The sequence below is a fragment of the Draconibacterium halophilum genome, assembly GCF_010448835.1.
Taxonomy (GTDB): domain Bacteria; phylum Bacteroidota; class Bacteroidia; order Bacteroidales; family Prolixibacteraceae; genus Draconibacterium; species Draconibacterium halophilum.
In genome coordinates this window covers 4208236-4230124 of sequence record NZ_CP048409.1, presented here as the reverse complement: position 1 = coordinate 4230124, position 21889 = coordinate 4208236, and the positions used below count along the sequence as shown (strand labels likewise).

The window sequence follows — 21889 nt, the reverse complement described above, 5'->3', positions numbered from 1 at the left end:
TTGACGGCCTTTTTTGGTTTTTACATTTTCAATAATTACATGATCCTGGGTTAAATAAGAGAGGTTTCAATTTTATTAATTGAATTATTTTTTTCATGTAAATCCCTAAAGCCTTCTAATTATCTTCCTCATATTTTGGAACACTAACAACTTCAAATTCAACATCAGGAAAACTTCCGGTTGGTGGTGCCACATCAAAATGAGCATTTACCAGGTAAAGGCGGGCACCAAATTCGGCAATAGTAGTTGGTACGCCAAAATCAACATCGTTTATGGTGCCAACCAGCGCTCCGGATACGAAGTCGTCATTCAACATTATTACAGCTACCTGGTTCATCATATTCTGCACCACGTAAAGCATTTCTCCGTCAAGTAGCATTCCATCGGCAAAAGGAAGTAATACTCCGCCCAAATCAATCAGTGAAGATTCTCCGGTTAACGGATTTACATGATATAGTTCGCCGCGGCCCGTATTAGCAAGAATCAAATGTTTGCCGTTTGGTGTTGCATCAATTCCGTTGGCAAAAGCACCCAGCTGTGGAATCATTGGATGTGGTTCCATACTGAAATCGCCGGCTAAGGGCAAAGCAATTACTTCAACAGTTTCGGGTAAGTTTCCATTATTTAAAAGAGGAACTTTATAAAGCACCGGCTCAAGCGAACTGGTAAAATAGGCAGCCTTTCTTGTAACCACCACATCGTTGATCATTGAATTAAAAGGTGCTGCGAGAGGAATAGAAGCGATAAGGTTGCCGGTTTTTGAATCATAAACCGCACCTGTTCCTAATAATCCTTTGGCTGCATACAAATAGCCTGTTCTCGAATCAAGCGATAATCCTATTGTCTGATCCATTCCTAATGGTGCGTAAAGAATGTTTCCTTCTCCGGTTTTCAGGTTCCCCTTGTAGATTTGTCCACTTACCAGCGAGCCGACATAAAAATTGTGGTTGGGGCCGGTTGTAATTCCTTCCGGCTGAAATCCAAAGGGGAGTTCAATAATATCGGGAAAAGCTTGTACAGCAGCCGACTTTTCTATTTCGCGTAAATCGTCATCGGAAAATGTGTTTTCGTTGTCGCACGATACAAGAAGTATCATTACCATAAAAAATACTAATCTTTTCATTGTGTACGTTTTTTGAGTTTCAATGAAAAGTTAGTTGAATTATGGCGAATTAGCTTGCACCATTGTTGCAGAGTCTTGCACATAATAGTGATTTCGGGGTCTTATTTTTTGTTACGAATGGTGCAGTAGTGTAGGGATTAATTGTGATGTTTTTGACGAAAAATATTTGGTGCCATGCCAAACTCTCTCGTAAAAACTCTTGAAAAATAGGCAGGATCTTTAAAGCCAACCTCGTAAGCTATTTCCGAGATGTTTAAATTGGTTTTTTCAATTTTTTCCCGGGCAACAGATAGCCGGTAAAAGCATATAAAATGCGATGCCGACAAGCCCGTTAATGCTTTAATTTTTCGGAACAACTGAGAGCGTGACATACCCAGATGATTCGACAGTTCAACAGGGTTAAAATCTTCATCGGAAAAACGTTTTTCCAGAACTTGTTTCGTTTTTATTAGAAACTGCTCATCGGGCCCGGGCGCTTTTGCCTGCTGAATATCGGATACAATGGCAAGCGTTTTATATTTGGCTTTTAATTTGTCGCGGTTTTCAATCAGCTTTTGCAAACGCAGCAACAGTTCGCGCGGATTAAAAGGTTTGGTAATATACGCATCAGCCCCTTTTTCAAACCCCTCAATTTGTGATGATTTATCGCTTTTTGCTGTTAAAAGAATAATTGGAACATGGCTAGTCCTAAAGTTCTTTTTCAACGTATTACACACCTCGTACCCATTTTTGCCAGGCATTAAAATGTCGGATATAATAATATCTGGAACACTTTTAAGCGCCATTTCAATTCCCTGAATTCCATTTCCAGCTCGTTCAATTTTATAAAAATTGGCGGTAACTGTTTCCAGGTAGGTAACCACATCATCGTTGTCTTCAATTAGTAGCAAATGTGGTAGTTCTTTTCCTGCTTTTGGCTGTGGTGATTTGAATTCCGGATGTTTACCGTTGCCGGCTATGATTTGCGCAGAGGCTGTTCCCGGTTCAGTTTGATTAGCCTTGTTTGTGAGTGGTAATAAAACAATAATCTCTGTTCCTTTCCCGGGTTTGCTGCATATAAACAAGTTTCCGTTTAGCAACTTAACTATTTCTTTCACTAAAAGTAATCCGATTCCTGCACCTTCTTTGAGTTCATGGTTGTTTCTGCTAACCCTGTAAAACCGGTTAAAGATTAGCGGAATTTCCTCTTTTGTAATTCCAATTCCGGTATCTTTTATTTCCAGTTTTAGTAAACGATCTGGGTAGTATCTTCTAGGTGGGAATATTGAATAACCTATATTGTACAGTTTATCTTCTCCTTTGAGTTTCGAAACGTTAAAACTGATGAGGGAATTCTTGGAAGAATATTTAATAGCGTTCATTAAAAGATTCCCAACTAAAGAATCCATTCTTTCCGGATCAAAATCCATGTATAATTCCTTTACTGTGGTTTGAAAATGTAGGTTAATTTCCTTTTCGTTTGCCAAATGCCTGAAAGGTTCAATAAGCTGTCGGAAATAGGAGATAATATCAGTTTGTATATAATTAACCTGCATTATTTGTGCTTCCAGTTTCGAAAGATCGAGCATCTGGTTTACCAATTGAAGAAGCCGCATTGCATTTCGTCTAATCATCGGAATATAGTTCGAAAAACTTGTTTTTGAAATTTTTGAATCCGGATTGGTTAAACCAAGAATTACAGTCAACGGGGTTTTGAATTCGTGGGTAATGTTGGTGTAAAAGTCGGTTTTTATTTTTTCCATCTCTTTTAATTGCTCGGCTTCCATTTTTTTTGCCCGAATACTTTCCCGGATATAAGTATTGAGATGATCGTAAAACACCTTAGCCACAACAAGCAGGTGAAGTACAAAAAGAACATGGTTAATGGTTGGTGTAATTTCTGGAACTTTGGTAAGAAACGGCTGCAAGAATGCCTCAACAATAACCGTGGAAATATAAACGATAAAAATATACCGTATTTGACCGGGCTTTAAAAAAGCTAAGGAATTAAGGGCACCTGCAAGACCAATAAAAACAACTCCACCTGAGTATAAAATTCCTCCAAAATAAAGCACGGCAGCAAACGAGAACAGTACATAGAAATAGAGGTTAATAAGTGCAAATATGTTTGTATTCCGATGCACTATCAAAAATAGTAGCAAGATGAATAACTCAAAAAGGATAAAAATACTCATCCCGACAGTAAATTTGTATAGGTGCAAATTCCAGAATACAATTGCCATAAATATCAAGAATGGAATGCCAGGAGCAAGAAAAAGAAAGAACCGTTTTTTTAGCGCGAGATCCTCGAATGTATCACCGGGTGAAGATAAATGTTTCTCCAGCCATGCACTAATGCCATTCTTTATGGATTGAAAACTCATGGGTGGTTTGAGATTTTTGGTTCAACACGTGGTTAATTACCATACAATTTACGAAAAAATCTGCTGTAAGGGGATTATATGATGGCAAGAAAGAACTTTATTTGACTTCTTCTTATGCCCAAATATTTGAAACATATTTCCGAATGATATCCGTCGAATACCTTTAAAAACACTTAATCTTAGTGAAACAAAATCCTTATTGGTACTTCATTCATCGTTAATTTTTAGTTATCCCAAATACATATTTGCCTTGGGTGAACATAGTATTCGGCAAGGTGTAATAGTCGGATAACGAGCGATATACGCTTGTTGTTTTGTTTGGTTTCATCCACAAAACAGGAAACATGTATAACATAGAACCGAGTAAAAAATAGAAGTAGATTAAAAAAAGTACTATACAAAGTGTAACGCAGTGAGAAATTGTGCGTCATATAATTGAAAAACGTTACAAAACGATTTTTCAGAAAACAATAAAACAACAGGAGGATAAGTCATGAAAACAAAAAACAATGTTCAGAAAACAACTTCAAAAATTTTAGCATTAAGCTTAATTTTAGTAGTTCTGGGTTTTAGTGTAAATGCTCAGAATTTAGGAAAATCATTACCGATAACTGTTAGCTTTAAGGGAATGGCCCTGGCAATGGTTGATAACACTGTCGAATCCAGATCATTAACAACCGAGGCTGATGTTCACGTATCAAATTTTGATGTAGAGACAGAAGAAGCATTAAGACTAGAAGACTGGATGACAGATGAAGCCAGCTTTGATGTCTACGCACAATATGTTAAAACAGAACAGGAAGAAGCTTTGGAAGTAGAAGATTGGATGATTGATGAAGCTACATTTAATCATTGGTCTTTTCAGTTTGCAGTAGAAGCGGAATTACCGCTGGAATTGGAAGACTGGATGACTTCTGACGAAGTATGGAAACGTTAGTTCCATATAAAATTGTCAAACAGAAAATTATAAACATTAAAAAGTCAGAAATCATGAAAATAGAAAACACAAAAGCGCAAATGAGAAAAGGGGTATTAGAATACTGTATCTTGCTGGTTTGTAAAGCAGAACCTGTGTACGCAATTAACGTTATTAATGGTTTGCGTGATGCCAATATGATAGTAGTAGAAGGTACAATTTACCCATTACTAACCCGATTAAAGAATGATGGATTATTAACGTACCGCTGGGAAGAATCTAACCAGGGACCACCGCGAAAATATTATGAGCTGACCGAAAAAGGCAGGGATTTTTTAAGCGAGCTGGAAGAATCGTGGGGAGAATTGGTTAGTGCTGTTCGCAGGGTTAAAACAAATAGAGCATAATAGTTAAAATTCAGAATATAAGTAATAACTTTAAGATAGATTAAAATGAAAAAGACATTGACAATAAACATTAGCGGCACCATATTCCATATAGAAGAAGACGCATATGAGGCGCTGCAGAAATACATGGTAATTCTGAAAAATTACTTTGGAAAAGATGATGAAGGCAACGAAATTTTCGCAGATATTGAAGCCAGAATTGCAGAAATATTCACCGAAAAAACGGGTGGAAAAAATCAAGCTGTTACTCTTGATTGGGTAGAGGAGTTAATTGAAACTTTGGGTACTCCTGAAAATTTCTCGGAAGAGGCTGGAGAAGAAGAACCATTGGCAGGACAGAAATCGAGGAAAAGAAAACTTTATCGTGATCCTGAACAAACAGTTATTGCAGGAGTATGTGGCGGACTGGCTGCTTATTTTAACATGGATCCGGTGGTGATAAGATTAATTGTTGTTTTACTCGTTCTGGTAACATCGGGAGCGGGTCTGTTGGTTTATATTATTCTATGGATAATTGTGCCAAAGGCAGTTACTACAACACAACGGCTTGAAATGCAAGGAGAAGAGGTTACGGTAAAAAACATTGAGAAATTTCTGAAAGATGAAGTGGATGCCGTAAAAGAGAGTTATAAAAAAATGAGGAAATCCAGTTTTTTTTCAAGAAAAAAGTCGTGACAAGAAAAACTTTTCAGCGAGTTTTCCAATAGAATTGTAATACCGGTTTTATTACAGAAGTATTGTAATTCCGGTGAGCGCATTCCCCGATGGCTTTGCCTCGTGGTAAGCGAACATATTGGAAGAGAAGACAAGCTATGCTGTAACTTCCATCTGTAAGGGTAAAAAAAAGATTACTCAGCTTTGGTTGACCTTTTTTTGTCCCCCAATTTGTATACTGCCCGTTGAAATATTTAAAATTGGAGTATTTAATTTATTCCACTTTTTGAGTAGATTTGTATTATAAAAAATAATTATCGTTTTTCTAATCAATACATAACTACTATGAAAAAGCTAAAACCTATTATTTTATTAATTGCAATTGCTTTAACAGCTTTTGTACCTGCGCAGGCACAACGCGTTGAAAGTGACTCGCCATTGATTGGCAAATGGGATCTTACCATAAATATTACTGAGGCTCAGATCGAGAGTCTTGGACTCTTCAGACACGGATTAATGGCGTCAGACGGTTTCCCGGGATGGCTTCAAGTTAAATTATCGGGCTTTTCCACTCTTGTTGGATATTATGTAGGATACGAAGGTAGTGCAAGGCCAATTGCTGAAATTAAGTACAATGCCGATGAGGATAAATATCATTTTACCATTCCGCCACAATGGATGGATATTGATGATTTATATTTTGAGTTCTCCTTAAAAGATGATAAACTTTCGGGTTATCAAATGCTTGATGGTAATAAGTTGGAATGGATAGGTGTTCGCGCTCCGTCGTTGAAAAGAGAAGAACCGCCAATTTGGGGAAATCCCATAAATCTGATTACCGAAAACATGGACCGGTGGAAAATTCCGGCAAGCAATAAATTTCAGATGATTGATGGTGTAATGGTTAACACCGAATCTGGTGGTAATTTAATTTCTAATCAAAAATTTAACGATTTCAAACTTCATGTAGAGTTTCGGTATCCGGCAGGAAGTAACAGCGGAATTTATCTGCGTGGCCGCCACGAACTTCAGATCGAAGATTCAAAAGGAAGAACTGATATTGTAAGTATTGGTGGAATATACGGTTTTATTAAACCAGCGGTTTATGCTGCTAAAAAGCCGGGCGAGTGGCAAACTTATGACGTTACGCTTGTTGGTCGTCATGTTACAGTGTTCCTCAACGGAACTGAAATAATTTCTAATCGTCCTATTCCAGGAATTACCGGAGGCTCGCTCGACAGTAATGAAGGAGAACCCGGGCCATTTATGATACAGGGTGATCACGGACCGGTGGAATTTCGCAAGTTTGTTGTTACACCGTCAGTTAACTAAAAACCATATTAAAGAGAAAGTTGAACACACCTTATAATATTAGGGAGTTAAAATTTAAAGAGGTCTTTTACGACCTCTTTTTTTATGCCCGTTTTTTTTTGAAAAGCGCAGCTCCTGGAATTATGAGTGAAGCAATAACTTAAGATGAGCCCTATTTTTACTAACTTACAATCCTTAATCAAAATGATAAAAACCTAAAGTCATGTTAAATACATTAAAATTTTTGCTGGCACCAGTTTTAATTCTTATCGTTTTTTCTCAGTGTTCGAATGAAAAACAAAAAACAAGTCAGTTTTTAATTCCTTTTACAAAGAATGCAGAAGTAAATCCTTGCTTGAACCCGGGTATTGACAGGAGTTTTATTTGCCCGGTGAGAAAAACGGAAGTGTTCTGGGAAGAAAAGGATGTTTTTAATCCGGCCAGTGTGGTAAAAGAGGATACTTTGTTTTTGCTCTACCGGGCTGAAGATGTGCTGGGAAAATACAATGGTACCTCGCGTATTGCACTGGCATATAGTTTAGATGGATATCATTTTGAAAAATACAATGAACCTGTTTTATATCCTGCTAACGATGAACTGAAAAAGTACGAATGGGAAGGAGGATGCGAAGATCCGAGAGTTGTAGAAGATGAAAACGGTATCTATTACATGACTTACACCGCATATGATGGTGATAAAGCAAGATTGTTTGTGGCAAGTTCTGCCGATTTGCGACAATGGAACAAGTACGGTTCGGTTTTTAAAAAAGCCGGCGACAAGTATGTAGACATGTGGTCGAAATCAGGTTCCGTTTTATGTCGTGAAGAAAACGGGAAAATGATAGCCACAAAAGTAAATGGAAAATACTGGATGTACTGGGGAGAGTCGAATATTTACATGGCAACTTCAGATAACCTAATTGATTGGTACCCTCTGCTGGAAACCAATCCCGAAAAAATGGTGCTTGATGAAATGCGCAACTATACCGTTCCTTTTAAGATCTTATTTTCAACACGAAGAGGGAAATTCGACAGTGAACTTGTTGAGCCCGGTCCGCCTGCCTTGTTAACCGAGCACGGATTCCTGTTTATTTACAACAGTAAAAACAGCCCAACCTTTGGCGATCCTAATCTGGCACAAGGCTCTTATGCTGCCGGCCAAATATTAACCGATAAAAATGATCCGACAATCGTCTTGGATCGATTGGAAAATTATTTTATCACGCCAAATCAGCCCTACGAAATAACCGGCCAGGTTAACAACGTTTGTTTTGTTGAAGGATTAGCCCGGTTTAAAAATAAGTGGTTCTTGTATTATGGTACTGCCGACTCGAAAATTGCAGTGGCTGAATCGGAAACCATATTAAAATAAAACAAGAGTAAAGTCCGCAAAATAGCCAGGTAGGGTAATTAAGCACCTAAAAAACGGTTGAAGGAACAATACCGTTTTTCCATAAGTGTAAAGTGTTGTTTTAACCATTTGAAGAACAATTACATGAGGTATATTGTTGTAATTTAGGCGCTTAGTGTTGTTCGGTTTTATGCCCTTAACACTATAAATTTTGATTTATACTTATTTATGGCAACTAGTAAACTATTCAGCAGGTACTACATCTCCTTAAAGATTTCATTGATTTATCTCTTTATCAGTTCTTCCTACATTATTTTTTCCGATCACGTAATTACATCCATTTTTGAAAAGACTCTTTCCATCGAGTTTCTAACCACTGTTCAAACTTACAAAGGACTTGGGTTTGTGTTTATTACATCTGTTCTTTTGTTTGCTCTAATTCAACGTGAAGTGAAGGCTAAAATAAAATCCATTCGAGAGCTTGAACTTCAAAAGGATTACTTGAGTAATCTTGCAGATGAAAATGATCGCGTTAAAAAAAGATTACACGAACGAAATATTTTTATAGAAACTATTTTGAAAAACCTGCCAATAGGATTGGCGGTGAATAAGATAGATGATGGTAAGGCAATTTTTATGAACAAGAAGTTCTCTGAAATTTATGGTTGGCCTGAAAAGTATTTGGATACGCAAGATAGCTTTTTTGAACATGTTTATCCGGAAAGAAAATATAGAGATAGTATTAAAACTAAAGTGTTGGAAGAAATTAAAAGTGGCGATCTAAAAAAAATGCAGTGGGAAGGTATTGAAATAACAACAAAGAATGGAGAGAGGCGGTTTATCAATGCACAAAATATTCCTGTGCACGAGCAAAACCTTATGATTTCTACTGTACAGAATGTTACAAAGCAAAAAAAAACCGAAAAGCGAATAATTGAAAGTGAAAAAAAGTACCGGTTATTGGCAGAAAATACAACCGATGTAATTTCATTACTTGATAAGGAAGGAAGATTTGTCTACGTGAGTCCTTCCATTAAGAATGTTAGTGGTTATGAACCAGATGAATTACTTGGTAAAAAATCCTGTACTTTCTTTCACCCTAAAGATACTCAATTAGTAGTAGCTGATTCTTATTGGAACAGGCTCAAGTCCGGTTTATCAATTTCCTTAAATTACAGGTTTATTTCAAAAGATGGTGAATATGAGTGGATGGAATCGAAGCGCCAGCCGGTATTTAATAATAAAAACGAGTTGGTTAAAATCGTTTCCACCTCGCGTACTATTACAGAGCGTATTGAACGGGAACAAGAAATAGAAAACTATCATAAGACGCTTAAAAAATTAACAACAGAAATATCTTTAGTGGAAGAAAAACAGCGTAAAGAAATTGCCGTAAATATTCATGATCATTTGAGTCAGCTCTTAGTTGTCTCCAAGATGAAACTGACAGATATTCTAAGCGAAATCTCCAATTCGAACACACAAACCGAGCTAAAGACAGTGGTGAACTATATTTCTGAAGCTCTGGAGAACACACGAAAAATTACATTTGACTTAAGCCCGCCAATATTATATGAATTAGGATTAATTGAAACCATGCACTGGTTGGTTGAGAAAATTCAAAATGAACATCCTATAGAAACGGTATTTATCACTAGTTTAGAAGAACTTGAACTCTCTGAGTCGAATCTGATTCTTATATTCAGAATTATACAGGAGTTGGTAAACAACACCGTGAAACATGCCAGAGCAGATTTTTTGAAAATAAAAATAGATGTAACTGATAATTTGTTACAAATTGATGTCGCTGATGATGGGGTGGGATTTAATGTAAACGCATTACCAAAAGCAAAAATAGGTAAAGGCGGATTTGGGCTTTTTACCATTAGAGAACGTGTTCAAAATCTTGATGGAAATATCTCGATTTATTCAGAAAAAGGGAAAGGTACTCAAGTTGAAATTTTTGTACCTTTAGAAATATAACGGTTATGGCAATGGGAATAAAAATAGTATTAGCAGACGACCATAAAATTCTTCGCGACGGGCTTCGAAATATTATTGAAAAAAATGCCAATATGAGCGTAATTGGAGAAGCTGAAAATGGAAGGCAAGCCATGGAGTTATGCACCAAACTAAAACCTGATGTGGTGGTTATGGATGTTGCGATGTCTGGTTTAAACGGGATTGAAGCAACCCGGCAAATTGTTGTGGAAAATGCCGATTGTAAGGTAATTGCCCTTTCTATGTATTCTGATAAGAGATTTGTGTCTGGTATGTTAAAAGCCGGAGCGTTTGGTTATATATTAAAAGATTCGGCCTCTGGAGAACTAATTAAAGCAATTAAAACAGTTCTGGCAAACCAAAAATATGTTTGTCAACAAATTTCAGGAATAATACTAAATGAATTAGTTGATAGCTCTCAGGAAAATGCCGAAAGCGGGCTAAGTATGCGCGAAAAAGAAGTCCTACAATTAATTGCTGAAGGAAAATCGTCGAAGGAAATTGGAGAAATACTGTTTTTAAGTTCAAAAACCGTCGACACGCATCGTAAGAATATTATGGACAAATTAGAATTGCGCACTTTGCCGGAATTAACCAAGTATGCCATCCGTTCCGGGCTTACAACGCTCGATAATTGAATATATTTAATAAACAATTTCCATCATTTTCGTTGTGCTATTTCTATTTTCACAATAGGTAAATACGAACATTCCTTTCCATTTTTAAGCACTTTGCTTATTGTAACCCACTATTATCTTTTAAATATTTGTAACCTGAAATTTTAGAGTTGTGTAATAGAAATCTCATGGGATTAAAGGTGAAAGAAAAGCAAGCAAAGACAAAACGATTAAAAAAGTTCGAATTATTGTTTAATGAATTGAGCGATGCAATGTTTCTGCACGATTTTGAAGGAAATATTTTAAAAGTAAACGAATTTGCTTGTGAAAGACTCGGATATTCAAAAGAAGAATTTGCATTGATGAATGTGAGGGATTTTGCGTCTGAGGATATTATTGAAAATTGGGAAACAAGGATTGCTAAGATAAAAAAAGGGGGACGGCTTGGTTTCGAAACAACTTATTTTTCGAAAGACAACCAGCAGCTGGATGTTGAAATAATATCCAAAATAATTACTATTGATTCTAAGGTGTTGGTTTTGAGTAGTGGGCGAGATATTACCAAACGAAAAAATTATGAAAAGCAATTAGTAGAATTACAAAAAATAACACAAGAGAATGAATTCGAACTCAAAACCATTTTTAATAAAGCGCCTTCCACGATGATTCTTTTTGATGAAGATTCAAAAGTTTTAAGAATTAATCAAAAAGGATTATTAAAATTTGGTATTGGGGTAAATGATATTGTAAACAAGCTGATTGGAAATGTAATTAATTGTGTAAAAACAAAAGGAGCTTCTACTATTTGTGGATTTACTGATTCTTGTTTGAACTGCCAGCTTGCAGAGATTCTCAAAAATACAATTTCGAAGGGTACAGAATACAACAAAAAGGAAATTACAATTGATCTGATTGAAAATGGTAGCGTGGTAAAAAAGACCATGCTGATTTCTACTTCCTTTTTGAAAAAGAATGGGAAAAGCACTTACCTGGCAACTATCGATGATATTACAGCACGTAAAAAAATGGAGACGGATTTGATTGCGGCAAAAGAAAAAGCGGAAGAGTCGGAAAAATTAAAAACGGCTTTTTTAAACAATATTAGTCACGAAATTCGCACACCACTAAATGGAATTTTAGGATTTGTCGATTTTTTTGATGACGATAATTACAATTTTACGAAAGAAGAAAAAAGGCATTTTGTTGAAACGATGCAAAAAAGTAGCGATCGGCTTATAAATACAGTTACCGACCTGGTTGAAGCCTCGAAATTAGATTGTGGAATACTCACCAACTTCGAAGATGAAGTTGAATTGAGTGAAGAATTGCAAGTATTTGTAAAAAAGCAGAAAATCCGATTTGAAAACCCCGATATTCTGTTCGATCATAAAATAGACTCTTCTTTAAAAAATCAGCAAATTGTAATTGATAAAACCAAGCTCTTTCAGATTCTAAAAAACCTGGTTAATAATGCCTATAAATTCACAACGCAAGGAAAAGTTATATTGACAACCATGGTAAATGGCAATAATCTTATTTTTTCGGTTGCAGATACAGGAGTTGGAATTGACCCAAAATACAAAGACTGTATTTATGAGCCATTCAGACAAGCAGAGCTTACTAAAGGGAGAATTCATGAAGGAACAGGACTTGGATTAACAATATCAAAAAAACTTGTGGACAAACTGGGAGGAAACATCTGGTTTGATTCTACTCCTGGAGAAGGTACAACTTTTTACTTTTCTGTACCATTTATTCCGGTTGACAAGGAGCCTGAAAAATCAAAAAATACACGTGACGGGAATTCAAGCGGTTTAAATTTAAATGGTAAAAAAATATTAATTGCCGAAGACGAAATCACAAACTACCTTTTTCTCGAAGCCGTTTTGAACAAAGAGGGGTGCCAGCTGGTACATGCCTCAAATGGGAAAGAAGCACTGGAGATTTACAGCAAGGATCCTACTTTTGATATAATAATTATGGATTTGCAAATGCCTGTTATGGATGGTTTCGAAGCCACTTTTAAAATTAAGGCGATACGCCAGGAAATTCCTATTGTGGCCTATTCTGCCTATGTTCTCGATGACGAAAAACAAAAAGCCTTAAAAGCTGGGTGCGTCGATTTTCTCTCGAAACCAGTTGGAAGAGAACAAGTTTTGACCGTGCTGGAAAAGCACATCAATCTTTTATAGCTGAATTTCCGCAAAATAAACAATGATGATTTTGTTTTTTTTACGATGTAAGACAATTAAGTTTAATAATTATGGTAACATCAGTAAATCATGAAACGATAAAATCCCTCCCGGCAAAAATTGTGTTAATTGAAGACAATCTTGCTGTAAGCCAATGGATAAGTGAAAAAATAGACAATTTCGAAAACTTGAAACTTGCAGGTAGTTTAGGAACACACGAAGGAGCGTTTGAGATGATAAAAAAAGAAAAGCCGGAATTTGTTATTTTGGATATAAAACTCCCCGACGGAAGTGGCTTAGATATTCTGAAAAATATACGAGAAGCTAAAATGGATATTACCGTGATGATTTTGACGCTGAATACTCAAGCAAAAAATAGTTCCTTAAGAATGGGCGCAGATTATTTTTTCGATAAGAGCATGGATACTGGCATCCTGGTGGAAAAACTTAAATCATTTAATCGTTCAATCAATCCTTCTTCTATAAACATTGGTGTTAGGCAAAAATAATTTTGAATAAAAAAATTACTTCACGGCGTTCGCAATGCCAATGTTATTATATGTTTAGCTTCCCGAAATAAAGAATCTTGAACTCATTTTTCAATAAAATTAACAATCCGAATAAACTTAGTTTGTATGGTTTTAGTAGTTGTTAAATTTATAACAACAAACTCATCTTCCCTTAGCCCATTTCTTTCAGTTGCAGAAGAAGTATTTATAACTGGCTATACAAACTCAGCGGCTCCTCACAGAATTCAAATATCTGACGAAGAAGCTTTTACGATATAAAAGTCAGAATGTAAATTTAACCTGAATGAAAGAAAAACACCGGGCAAATGTTAAGTGCCCGGATATACCTATTACAAAAAACTGCTTTTGCTAAATCTTGGTGGTGTATTTTTAAACCTTCTATTTTCTACACATTGAGTAAGTACTGCGAAATTTTTCTACACTTTACCAAGCATAGATCGTTGCCGAATTGAAAAACATGATTTTGTAATGCATTGTAAATTAGTTCGTAAGAGGCTGTAGGGGCAGTTTGTGATTCATAAGTAATTCTTCTGCTTACTTTTTGATTAGCAATCATTATTATCCTCCAATAGGTAACAATTAAAAAGAGAAGTAATGAAAAAATTAATTTTGAGTTTTATCACAATGGCTTTTTTACTGGTGGTACTTCCATCAAACTTGAAAGCAAACGAGGATGTTAAGAGTGCGAAAGAATCAGAGACTTTAACGGAAGTAAAAGCCGAATTGAACAAAATGGTTGATCGCGTGGCAGAGATCAATGAAATGGATTTAAAAGCACTGTCAAAAGACGAGCGAAAAGAAATGAAACGCGAATTGCGGGGGATAAAAAAAGATTTTAAGAAGTACAGCAAAAGTGATAATCCTGCGGTTTCTGAAGCTGCAGCAGAAGCCGTTAGAGCTTCGGGAGTTTACATCTCGGGAGGAGCATTATTGGTCATCATTATTTTGCTGATACTGCTATAGAAAATAGTTTGTGGATAATACATGGATTCGAAATCAGTCTTTTTTTATCAAACGAACAGATTTAAAAAGATACTAAAGAATTAAAAGATCGTCAGGTTGGGCGATCTTTTTTTAGTTAAAAAAATTAAGCTCATGTATGTTCAGGAAGAGGTTTTTCCTTTTCCAAATCAAATGTCAGAACCAAAATATTGTTTTTGAAAAGAACTCTCGGAATTGTTTTCGAATTCATCATTACAAATTTCTTTTTACAAATTATTGATAAAGATTATCGTGGCTTTTAAACAATAAAGTATAATTTGTACACCTGATAAATAAATTGAAAAAAACCGGCATTATATCTTGCAATAATTTGACGGTTTACCAACCTAAAGCTTAGCTGAAAATGATAAAGAAGTTACTGTTTGGAATCGTGTTGCTTATTGTTTGTAGTTCCACATTTTCGCAAAAAGTTGACCATGTATCGGAGCTTGGGAAATTCTCAAACGAGAGTTGGTCGAAGGAAAAAATCAACAACTCAATTACATGGTATACGCTGAGAAATAATAAATTCATTGACGATTTGCAGCGCATCAGTGTTTTAAAAATCGATCTGAAAAAGAATAGATATGGCGTGTCGGTAGTTTATTCCGATTCTACGCGTATACTTTTGAGCGAAATGGCTGAAAATCACAACGCAATGGCCGCAATTAATGGAACCTTTTTTAATATGAAGAAGGGTGGGGCGGTCGTTTTCCTGAAAGTAAATAACCAGGTAGTTACTTCTCCTAATCCCGAGTCAAAAGCATTTATTCGCGAGGCTGCATTAGCCGTTGGCGATTCTGTTACTATTTCAGCTTTCCCGAAAAACAATTGGAAGAAGTGGCATACGAACTATGAAGATATTATGGTTTCCGGACCTGTTCTTGTAACCCGGGGAAAACTGATTGAGCCGGATTCAGTATCTTTTAACCTGACGAAACATCCGCGCTCGGCAATTGGAATTACCAATGATTATGAAATGCTTTTTGTAACAGCCGACGGGAGACATAAGAATAGAGCCAATGGATTAACGATAAAAGAACTGGGTATTTTAATGAAGGCGTTAAATTGTAAAGATGCAATGAATCTTGATGGAGGCGGCTCTACAACCTTATGGTTAAAGAAAAAAGGGGTTATAAATTATCCGTCTGATAATAAGATTTTCGATCACGAAGGAGCCCGGGCAATTGCAAATGGTATTATAATCTCTAAAAATTGATGCGTTTATAGAAATAAGCCGCCCCCTTTTTTACCAGACAAAAAGATGGAGTTCGTTCGCACTAACCGTTTCTGAACTAACGTACAATTTCCGATTTATCAAGAAGCCGCATTTCATCGAAACTTTAAATTACGAGCAATATTTCACTCTTTGGAAACTATTCTGACGACAATGTGTTAATTTCAAAAGTTATTACATTAGGAGACAATTCTCTTTAGTGGAATTATTCCCGTAAAAAAAACTATTAGGATGGAAAAAAGCAACTATAAATTTGAGCCGCTGCCTGGGTATGAGCACTTTGAAGCCACAACCCAGATTGTTATTGCTGAAATTCTCCGTCGCAAGTTAGATTTTGAAATTATCGATGCCGAAAATAACCTTATTTCGGTTCAATACAACAATAAAGAATACATCATCCACGAAGGAACTATTTCGGATGCTAACAGCCTAATTGCCTTTTGGATATCAAACGACAAATGGATGACCCGGCAATTCCTGCAACGAAAAGGGATTAGCCATGCAAAAGGTATTCTGCTTGAGCCGGGGTATCAAACCGATGTTTTGGATGCAGTTCCGTTGCCGGTAGTAGTAAAACCTGCTGACACTGACCATGGGATTGCAGTAAGTACAAATATTCAAAGTAGAGAGGAGCAAACTTCTGCAATTGACCATGCTTTTAAGTTTACTAAAAAAGTAATTGTTGAAAAATTTTGCCCGGGGCAGGAATACCGGTTTTTGGTCATCGATTATGTGGTGCGGGCCATTGCCTGGCGCGAACCGGCGAATGTTACCGGAGACGGAGAATCCTCTATTCAGCAATTGGTAGATGAGAAGAATATGGGGCGCGGAACTGATTACACGCATCCTTTACTAAAAATAAATATTGATGAGGAAGTGATCCGGCATTTGAATGCGCTTTCGATGACACCTGAAACGATATTGAAAAATGGGGAGAAGGTGTATTTACGGAAAAACTCAAACCTGAGTACCGGTGGCGACAGCATCGATGTAACCGATGAAATACCGGATTTTTACAAAAATGTGGCAGTAGAAGCAGCAAAGTCGGCAGGACTGAAAATTGCCGGAATCGACATTATAATTAAAGACACGAAGGTGACTGCCTCGCCTGATAATTACATCGTGGTTGAATTAAATGCACCGGCTATGTTATCGATGCACAATTATCCGTACATAGGTAAAAACCGCCATGTCGAGAAATATGTTCTTGACAGTATTTTGAATTCGAAGTAACTGATACAGGCAAACAAACAAGAAAGTCAAGATGACAGAAAAAGAAAAGAAAATAGAGATAACCCATAAATCGCAACTAATCGATTATTTTGAGCAGGGGAACAAACCTCCTGAAAAGTGGGGAATTGGTACTGAAAATGAAAAATTTCTATTTCGACGAAAAGATTTTAAACGACTTCGTTTTGATCAGGATGGCGGGATATTGAAAATTCTGAATCAGATGCAAAAGGATGGCTGGCAACCTATTCTTGAAAATAATATTACTATTGGTCTTCGTAAAAATGGCGCATCAATTACATTGGAACCCGGTGGCCAATTTGAGCTTTCGGGCGATAATTTTGAAACCATTCACCAAACTTATCGTGAAACCAGAAAACATTTTCAGGAGCTGAATACAATTAGTAAGCAATCCGATTTTTTCAGTCTTCCAATGGGGGTTGATCCTTTGTCAAATGTAGCCGATGTTCCGTGGGTACCCAAAGAACGTTACCGGTGGATGCGGGATTACATGCCAAAAAAAGGAGAGCTTGGGCTGCACATGATGACCAATACCGCCTCAACGCAGGTGAATCTGGATTATGGTAACGAACGCGACATGGTAAAAAAGATGCGTGTGGCGCAAGCATTACAAGCTGTTGTTACTGCCATTTTTGCAAACTCTCCATTTTCGGGAGGGAAACCCAATGGGTATTTAACTTCCCGTTTGCATATCTGGAATAATACCGATCCCGACCGTTGTGGATTTTTACCCTTTATTTTTGATGAGGGATTTGGATTTGAGCGCTGGGTGGATTACCTGCTAGATATTCCGATGTATTATATCTATCGCGATGAGAAGTATAGTTCAGCAAATGGTCTTACATTTCGCGAATTTTTTGAGGGGAAGCATAGTATAAAACCAACGCAGGAAGATTGGGAGATGCATGTTTCAACTATTTTTCCCGATGTACGGCTAAAACAATTTATTGAGATGAGGGGCGCAGATGCCAGTTGTGTATCGCACATTGCGGCGGTTTCTGCCTTGTGGGTTGGCTTATTGTACGACGGTCAAAGCCTGGATGAAGCCAGTGAACTTATTTCAAAATGGGATGTCAACATCATGCAGAACCTTCGTGCTCAGGTGCCTGTAAAAGCATTGAATGCAACAAGTGGCGACCTGAACGTTGGAGCTATTGCAAAACAAATCTTTCGGATTGCATCAGATGGACTTGCCCGACGTGCCAAGATTCGTTGCTCTGAAGATGAAAGCCGTTTTTTGGCTCCCGTTCGCGAAATCACTGAAAGTGGAATTACCGTAGCAGAAAAGCTGTTAAAGCGCTACCACGAGAACAACGAGACTTTGCCGGAATTGGTGTACAACTGGCAAAACGAACAAATGCAAAAATATGTCGATCTTTAAACGACAAAAACAGGATATCGGAGCATGTTGTCGAAACTAAAATTTATATTAAAATACACACATCAATACCGATGGTGGTACACAGGTGGAATCATCTTTCTGGTGCTTACCGTATGGACTTCGATTACTATTCCCGGATTTATTCAGAAAACAATCGACCTGATTGCAGCTGGCCGTGAGGGAAATGAAGCCGAATTTCATAAAAATGTATTGATTATTGTTGGTTTGGCTGCGGGATTAATTCTGGTACGAACACTCTCTCGTATTTTAATCTTTTTCCCGGCCCGCCTGATAGAGCGACAATTAAAAGGCGAGATGTTCCAAAAGCTGGCCTCATTCGGAAAGGATTATTACGATAAAAATTCCACCGGAAATATTATTTCGCGTGTGAACAATGATATTAATGGCGTGCGAATGATTACCGGATTTGGCATTTTGCAAATCGGTAACATTCTGTTGTCTTTGTCGCTTACACCGTACATGATGTGGAAATTGTCGCCCATGCTAACGCTGTATTGTGTCATCCCAATGGTGGTGGTTTTTGTCATTGTACGCTATGGCATGAAGGTGATGGTTAAAAACACACACGCAAGAATGAATACCTTGCAAAAGCTTTCCGGAAAAATTATCTCGTTTCTTTCGGGAAACAGCGTAATAAAAAGTTACAATATCTACGAGCACGCCGAAAATGCGGTTCAAAAGGATAATATCGATTATTACGATGCCACCCTTAAAATTTCGTGGATTCGGTCCTTCGTTATCCCCTTGCTTGCCAACCTCGGACAGATTCTAAAGATCATCATATTTTTTGTAGGCGGAATGTATGTAATCAATGGAAAGTTCACTATTGGGCAGTTAACGGAATATATTGCTTACGCCGCGTTGCTGGCCCATCCGATAATGGGATTGGGATGGGTGCTCACTGTTTTTCAGCAAGGATTTGTGGGTATCAGCAGTATTCAAACCATCATGGACAGAAAGGGAACCGACGATGAAAGAAAGTTGCTGCCGGGAACAAATAAAGACGAACTTTTTGAAAACGGGATTCATGTAAGGAATCTGAGTTATACCTACCACAACGGCGACAAACCGGTTTTAGAAGGCATATCATTTTCAATTAAACCCGGTCAGGTTGTTGGCATCACCGGGAAAGTGGGTTCTGGAAAAACAACATTAATTCAGTGTTTGAATGGTTATTTACGTCCGGGGAAGGGTCAGATTTTCTTTGGTGAAAAGGATGCCGATTCGCTAAAAAGCGAGGATATCAGGTCGATGGTAAATACGGTAAGTCAGGAGGTTTTTCTGTTTTCCGATACCATTGAAAACAACATTGGTTTAACCTCCGACGAAGCTGTTGAGCAGGAGCGGTTTGATGATGTAATTTACAAAAGTGCTTTTGCCGATGAATTGTTGCGTTTCCCCAAGAAAGGAAAAACAATGGTGGGCGAAAAAGGCATTATGCTTTCTGGCGGACAGAAACAACGAATTAGCCTGGCACGGGCACTTTATACCCAAGGCGAGCTCTTGATACTCGACGATGTTTTCTCGGCTGTTGACACGGATACCGAGCGTTTTCTGATCAAACAAATTGTGGAGAACCATGCTGTGAAAAGTTTGGTTGTTATTTCGAACCGGATAAGTGTTTTGGAGAAAACAGATTTTACCATTGTTTTGGAAGATGGTAAAATGGCGGCGAAAGGAAATCATGAGGAATTGTTGAGGCAATCGGACTTTTACCGCGACATTTCGAACCTGCAGCAGGAAGGTGAAACAAAAAAGGAGAAGCAGTAATGAGCAGAGGCACAAACAATATTATAAAAAATGTAGACTGGCAGCTTTTCCGAAAATTTGCCGGCTATTTTAAACCGCATAAAAAGTGGTTTTTCCTGAGTATTGCTTCCATTCCTATTACAACCGGTGCCGGGATTTTATTCCTTTGGCTGATAGAAGATATTGTTGATAATTACATTGTGCCGGGTAATGTGGATGGCTTGGTCAGACAAATCATTTTTCTGGCGCTGGCATTGCTTATTAATATCTTATTCGATGGATTTTACAGTTACTCTTTTTCAAAAGCAGGAGGTTTGGCAGTTGTCGATCTTCGCAGGCGTTTGTTTGGGAAATCGCTGCGCTTTCCGCTAAGTTATTTCGATAAAAAACCAATTGGCGTAACCTTGTCGCGGCTTACCAGCGATATGGAATCTGTATCCGATTCGTTTGCAGCCGGGGTGCTTGGTTTACTTGCCGACAGCATAAAAACACTGGCGCTGGTGGGCTACCTATTTTACATCAATTGGCGTCTTACTTTGGTGTTATTGTTGGTGGTTCCGTTAATTATTTTGGTGATAAATTTCCTGCGTAAAAAAATCAGGAAAGCTTACAATACTTCGCGTACCAGTTTGGCCAAATCAGCAGCCTATTTGCAGGAAGCGTTAACAGGAATGAAAACCGTTCAGCTTTTTGCTGCTGAAGATAAGGTACTGAATAAATACGATGATCTGAACAAACAATTTTGCGACGCACAAAACAAGTCGAATGTTTATGATTCTTTTCTTTATTCGATTGTGGAAGGAATAACCTCTGTTGCCACGGCATTGGTTATTTGGTACGGTGCCATTCAAATCTGGGATTATGGTTATACACTGGGAATTCTTATTGTTTTTGTAACCACCCTGGAGCGCCTTTTTATTCCGGTAAAACAGTTTGCCCAGCAAATATCTACCATACAGCGGGCAATGTCGGCGCTTGAGCACATTAGCGAACTGTTTGACCAAAAGGTGGAAGATCCGGCTGCTGAATCTTCAGAAACAGTTTCTGAAGCAATAGCCTTACAGGAAATTGAGTTTAAAAACGTGTTTTTCCGGTATTCAGAAGACACGCCCGACGTGTTGAAAGATGTTTCGTTTAAATTGCAGAAAGGTGATCGTATGGCTTTGGTCGGCACAACCGGATCGGGAAAATCTACCATCATTCGCTTATTAGCAAAAACATACACCGGTTATCGCGGAAGCATAAAAATTAATGGAACCGAATTGGCAGATATACCAATTGCGGAGATTCGCGAAACGATTTCCATTATGCAGCAGGATATATATATGTTTAACGATTCGGTAGAATTCAATATTTCGCTGGGAAGAGAATCTATTTCTCAAAGTGATGTGCAACAATCGGCGTCGTTTGTTTATGCCAATTATTTTATCGATCAGTTGCCCAATAAATATAAGTTTGTTGTTCAGGATAATGGTGATAACCTTTCGAAAGGACAAGCACAGCTGATTTCTTTCGCACGGGCCATTGCCGGTAACAGCGAGTTGATTATACTTGACGAAGCAACCAGTGCTGTTGACTCAATTACCGAGCAGTACATTCAAAAGGCCATTGCCAATATTTTCTCCAAAAAGACGGTAATTGCAGTGGCGCACCGTTTAAGTACCATTAAAAATTCGGATATGATTTTGGTGTTGGAAGATGGGCAGATTATCGAACGTGGTAATCATAAACAACTTCTGGAATATGGCGGAAAATATGCACGGCTTTTACACCAGTTTGAGGAGGAAGAGAAACAAACTTAAAC

At 37.6% G+C, this 21889-nt stretch carries 17 protein-coding genes; 15 read left to right on the top strand and 2 right to left on the bottom strand.

Annotation, left to right across the window (positions count from 1 at the left end):
• Positions 1-115: 115 nt before the first annotated feature.
• The gene (locus tag G0Q07_RS17235) at positions 116-1123 is read right to left on the bottom strand and encodes an SMP-30/gluconolactonase/LRE family protein (protein ID WP_163348320.1); all 1008 of its coding nucleotides are present in this window, start codon (positions 1121-1123) and stop codon (positions 116-118) included.
• 137 nt (positions 1124-1260) lie between these two features.
• Positions 1261-3297, bottom strand: coding sequence for a hybrid sensor histidine kinase/response regulator transcription factor (locus tag G0Q07_RS17230; RefSeq protein WP_163348319.1), 2037 nt, complete (start codon positions 3295-3297; stop codon positions 1261-1263).
• Between the two features lie 682 nt (positions 3298-3979).
• On the opposite strand from G0Q07_RS17230, the gene G0Q07_RS17225 reads away from it, so the two are divergent.
• The 15 genes from G0Q07_RS17225 to G0Q07_RS17155 all read left to right on the top strand — a co-directional run bounded on the left by G0Q07_RS17225 (position 3980) and on the right by G0Q07_RS17155 (position 21887).
• Positions 3980-4423, top strand: a complete 444-nt coding sequence (locus G0Q07_RS17225) for a hypothetical protein (RefSeq protein ID WP_163348318.1) — start codon at positions 3980-3982, stop codon at positions 4421-4423.
• 53 nt (positions 4424-4476) lie between these two features.
• Positions 4477-4809, top strand: coding sequence for a PadR family transcriptional regulator (locus G0Q07_RS17220; RefSeq protein ID WP_163348317.1), 333 nt, complete (start codon positions 4477-4479; stop codon positions 4807-4809).
• Positions 4810-4854: 45 nt separating this feature from the next.
• Positions 4855-5484, top strand: a complete 630-nt coding sequence (locus G0Q07_RS20530) for a PspC domain-containing protein (protein ID WP_163348316.1) — start codon at positions 4855-4857, stop codon at positions 5482-5484.
• 324 nt (positions 5485-5808) lie between these two features.
• Positions 5809-6795: a 3-keto-disaccharide hydrolase gene (locus tag G0Q07_RS17210; protein WP_163348315.1), complete on the top strand. Its 987-nt coding sequence runs from the start codon at positions 5809-5811 to the stop codon at positions 6793-6795.
• 202 nt (positions 6796-6997) lie between these two features.
• Positions 6998-8146, top strand: coding sequence for a glycoside hydrolase family 130 protein (locus G0Q07_RS17205; protein WP_163348314.1), 1149 nt, complete (start codon positions 6998-7000; stop codon positions 8144-8146).
• A gap of 207 nt (positions 8147-8353) precedes the next feature.
• Complete coding sequence (locus G0Q07_RS17200) at positions 8354-10108, top strand: PAS domain S-box protein (RefSeq protein WP_163348313.1); 1755 nt, start codon at positions 8354-8356, stop codon at positions 10106-10108.
• 5 nt (positions 10109-10113) lie between these two features.
• Entirely contained in the window at positions 10114-10764 is a 651-nt protein-coding gene (locus G0Q07_RS17195) for a response regulator (protein WP_203532595.1), read from the top strand.
• Between the two features lie 167 nt (positions 10765-10931).
• Complete coding sequence (locus G0Q07_RS17190; RefSeq protein WP_163348312.1) at positions 10932-12935, top strand: ATP-binding protein; 2004 nt, start codon at positions 10932-10934, stop codon at positions 12933-12935.
• A 71-nt stretch (positions 12936-13006) separates the two neighbouring features.
• On the top strand, positions 13007-13444 hold the full coding sequence (locus tag G0Q07_RS17185) for a response regulator (RefSeq protein ID WP_163348311.1): 438 nt from the start codon (positions 13007-13009) through the stop codon (positions 13442-13444).
• A gap of 615 nt (positions 13445-14059) precedes the next feature.
• Entirely contained in the window at positions 14060-14428 is a 369-nt protein-coding gene (locus G0Q07_RS17180) for a hypothetical protein (protein ID WP_163348310.1), read from the top strand.
• A gap of 382 nt (positions 14429-14810) precedes the next feature.
• On the top strand, positions 14811-15665 hold the full coding sequence (locus G0Q07_RS17175; protein WP_163348309.1) for a phosphodiester glycosidase family protein: 855 nt from the start codon (positions 14811-14813) through the stop codon (positions 15663-15665).
• 249 nt (positions 15666-15914) lie between these two features.
• Positions 15915-16916: a glutamate ligase gene (locus G0Q07_RS17170; protein WP_163348308.1), complete on the top strand. Its 1002-nt coding sequence runs from the start codon at positions 15915-15917 to the stop codon at positions 16914-16916.
• A 31-nt stretch (positions 16917-16947) separates the two neighbouring features.
• On the top strand, positions 16948-18315 hold the full coding sequence (locus G0Q07_RS17165) for a glutamate--cysteine ligase (protein WP_163348307.1): 1368 nt from the start codon (positions 16948-16950) through the stop codon (positions 18313-18315).
• 24 nt (positions 18316-18339) lie between these two features.
• Positions 18340-20106: an ABC transporter ATP-binding protein gene (locus G0Q07_RS17160; RefSeq protein ID WP_163348306.1), complete on the top strand. Its 1767-nt coding sequence runs from the start codon at positions 18340-18342 to the stop codon at positions 20104-20106.
• Positions 20106-21887 (top strand): ABC transporter ATP-binding protein, encoded by a 1782-nt coding sequence (locus tag G0Q07_RS17155; RefSeq protein ID WP_163348305.1) that lies wholly within the window; start codon positions 20106-20108, stop codon positions 21885-21887. Before G0Q07_RS17160 ends, G0Q07_RS17155 begins: the two co-directional genes overlap by 1 nt.
• Positions 21888-21889: the final 2 nt, after the last annotated feature.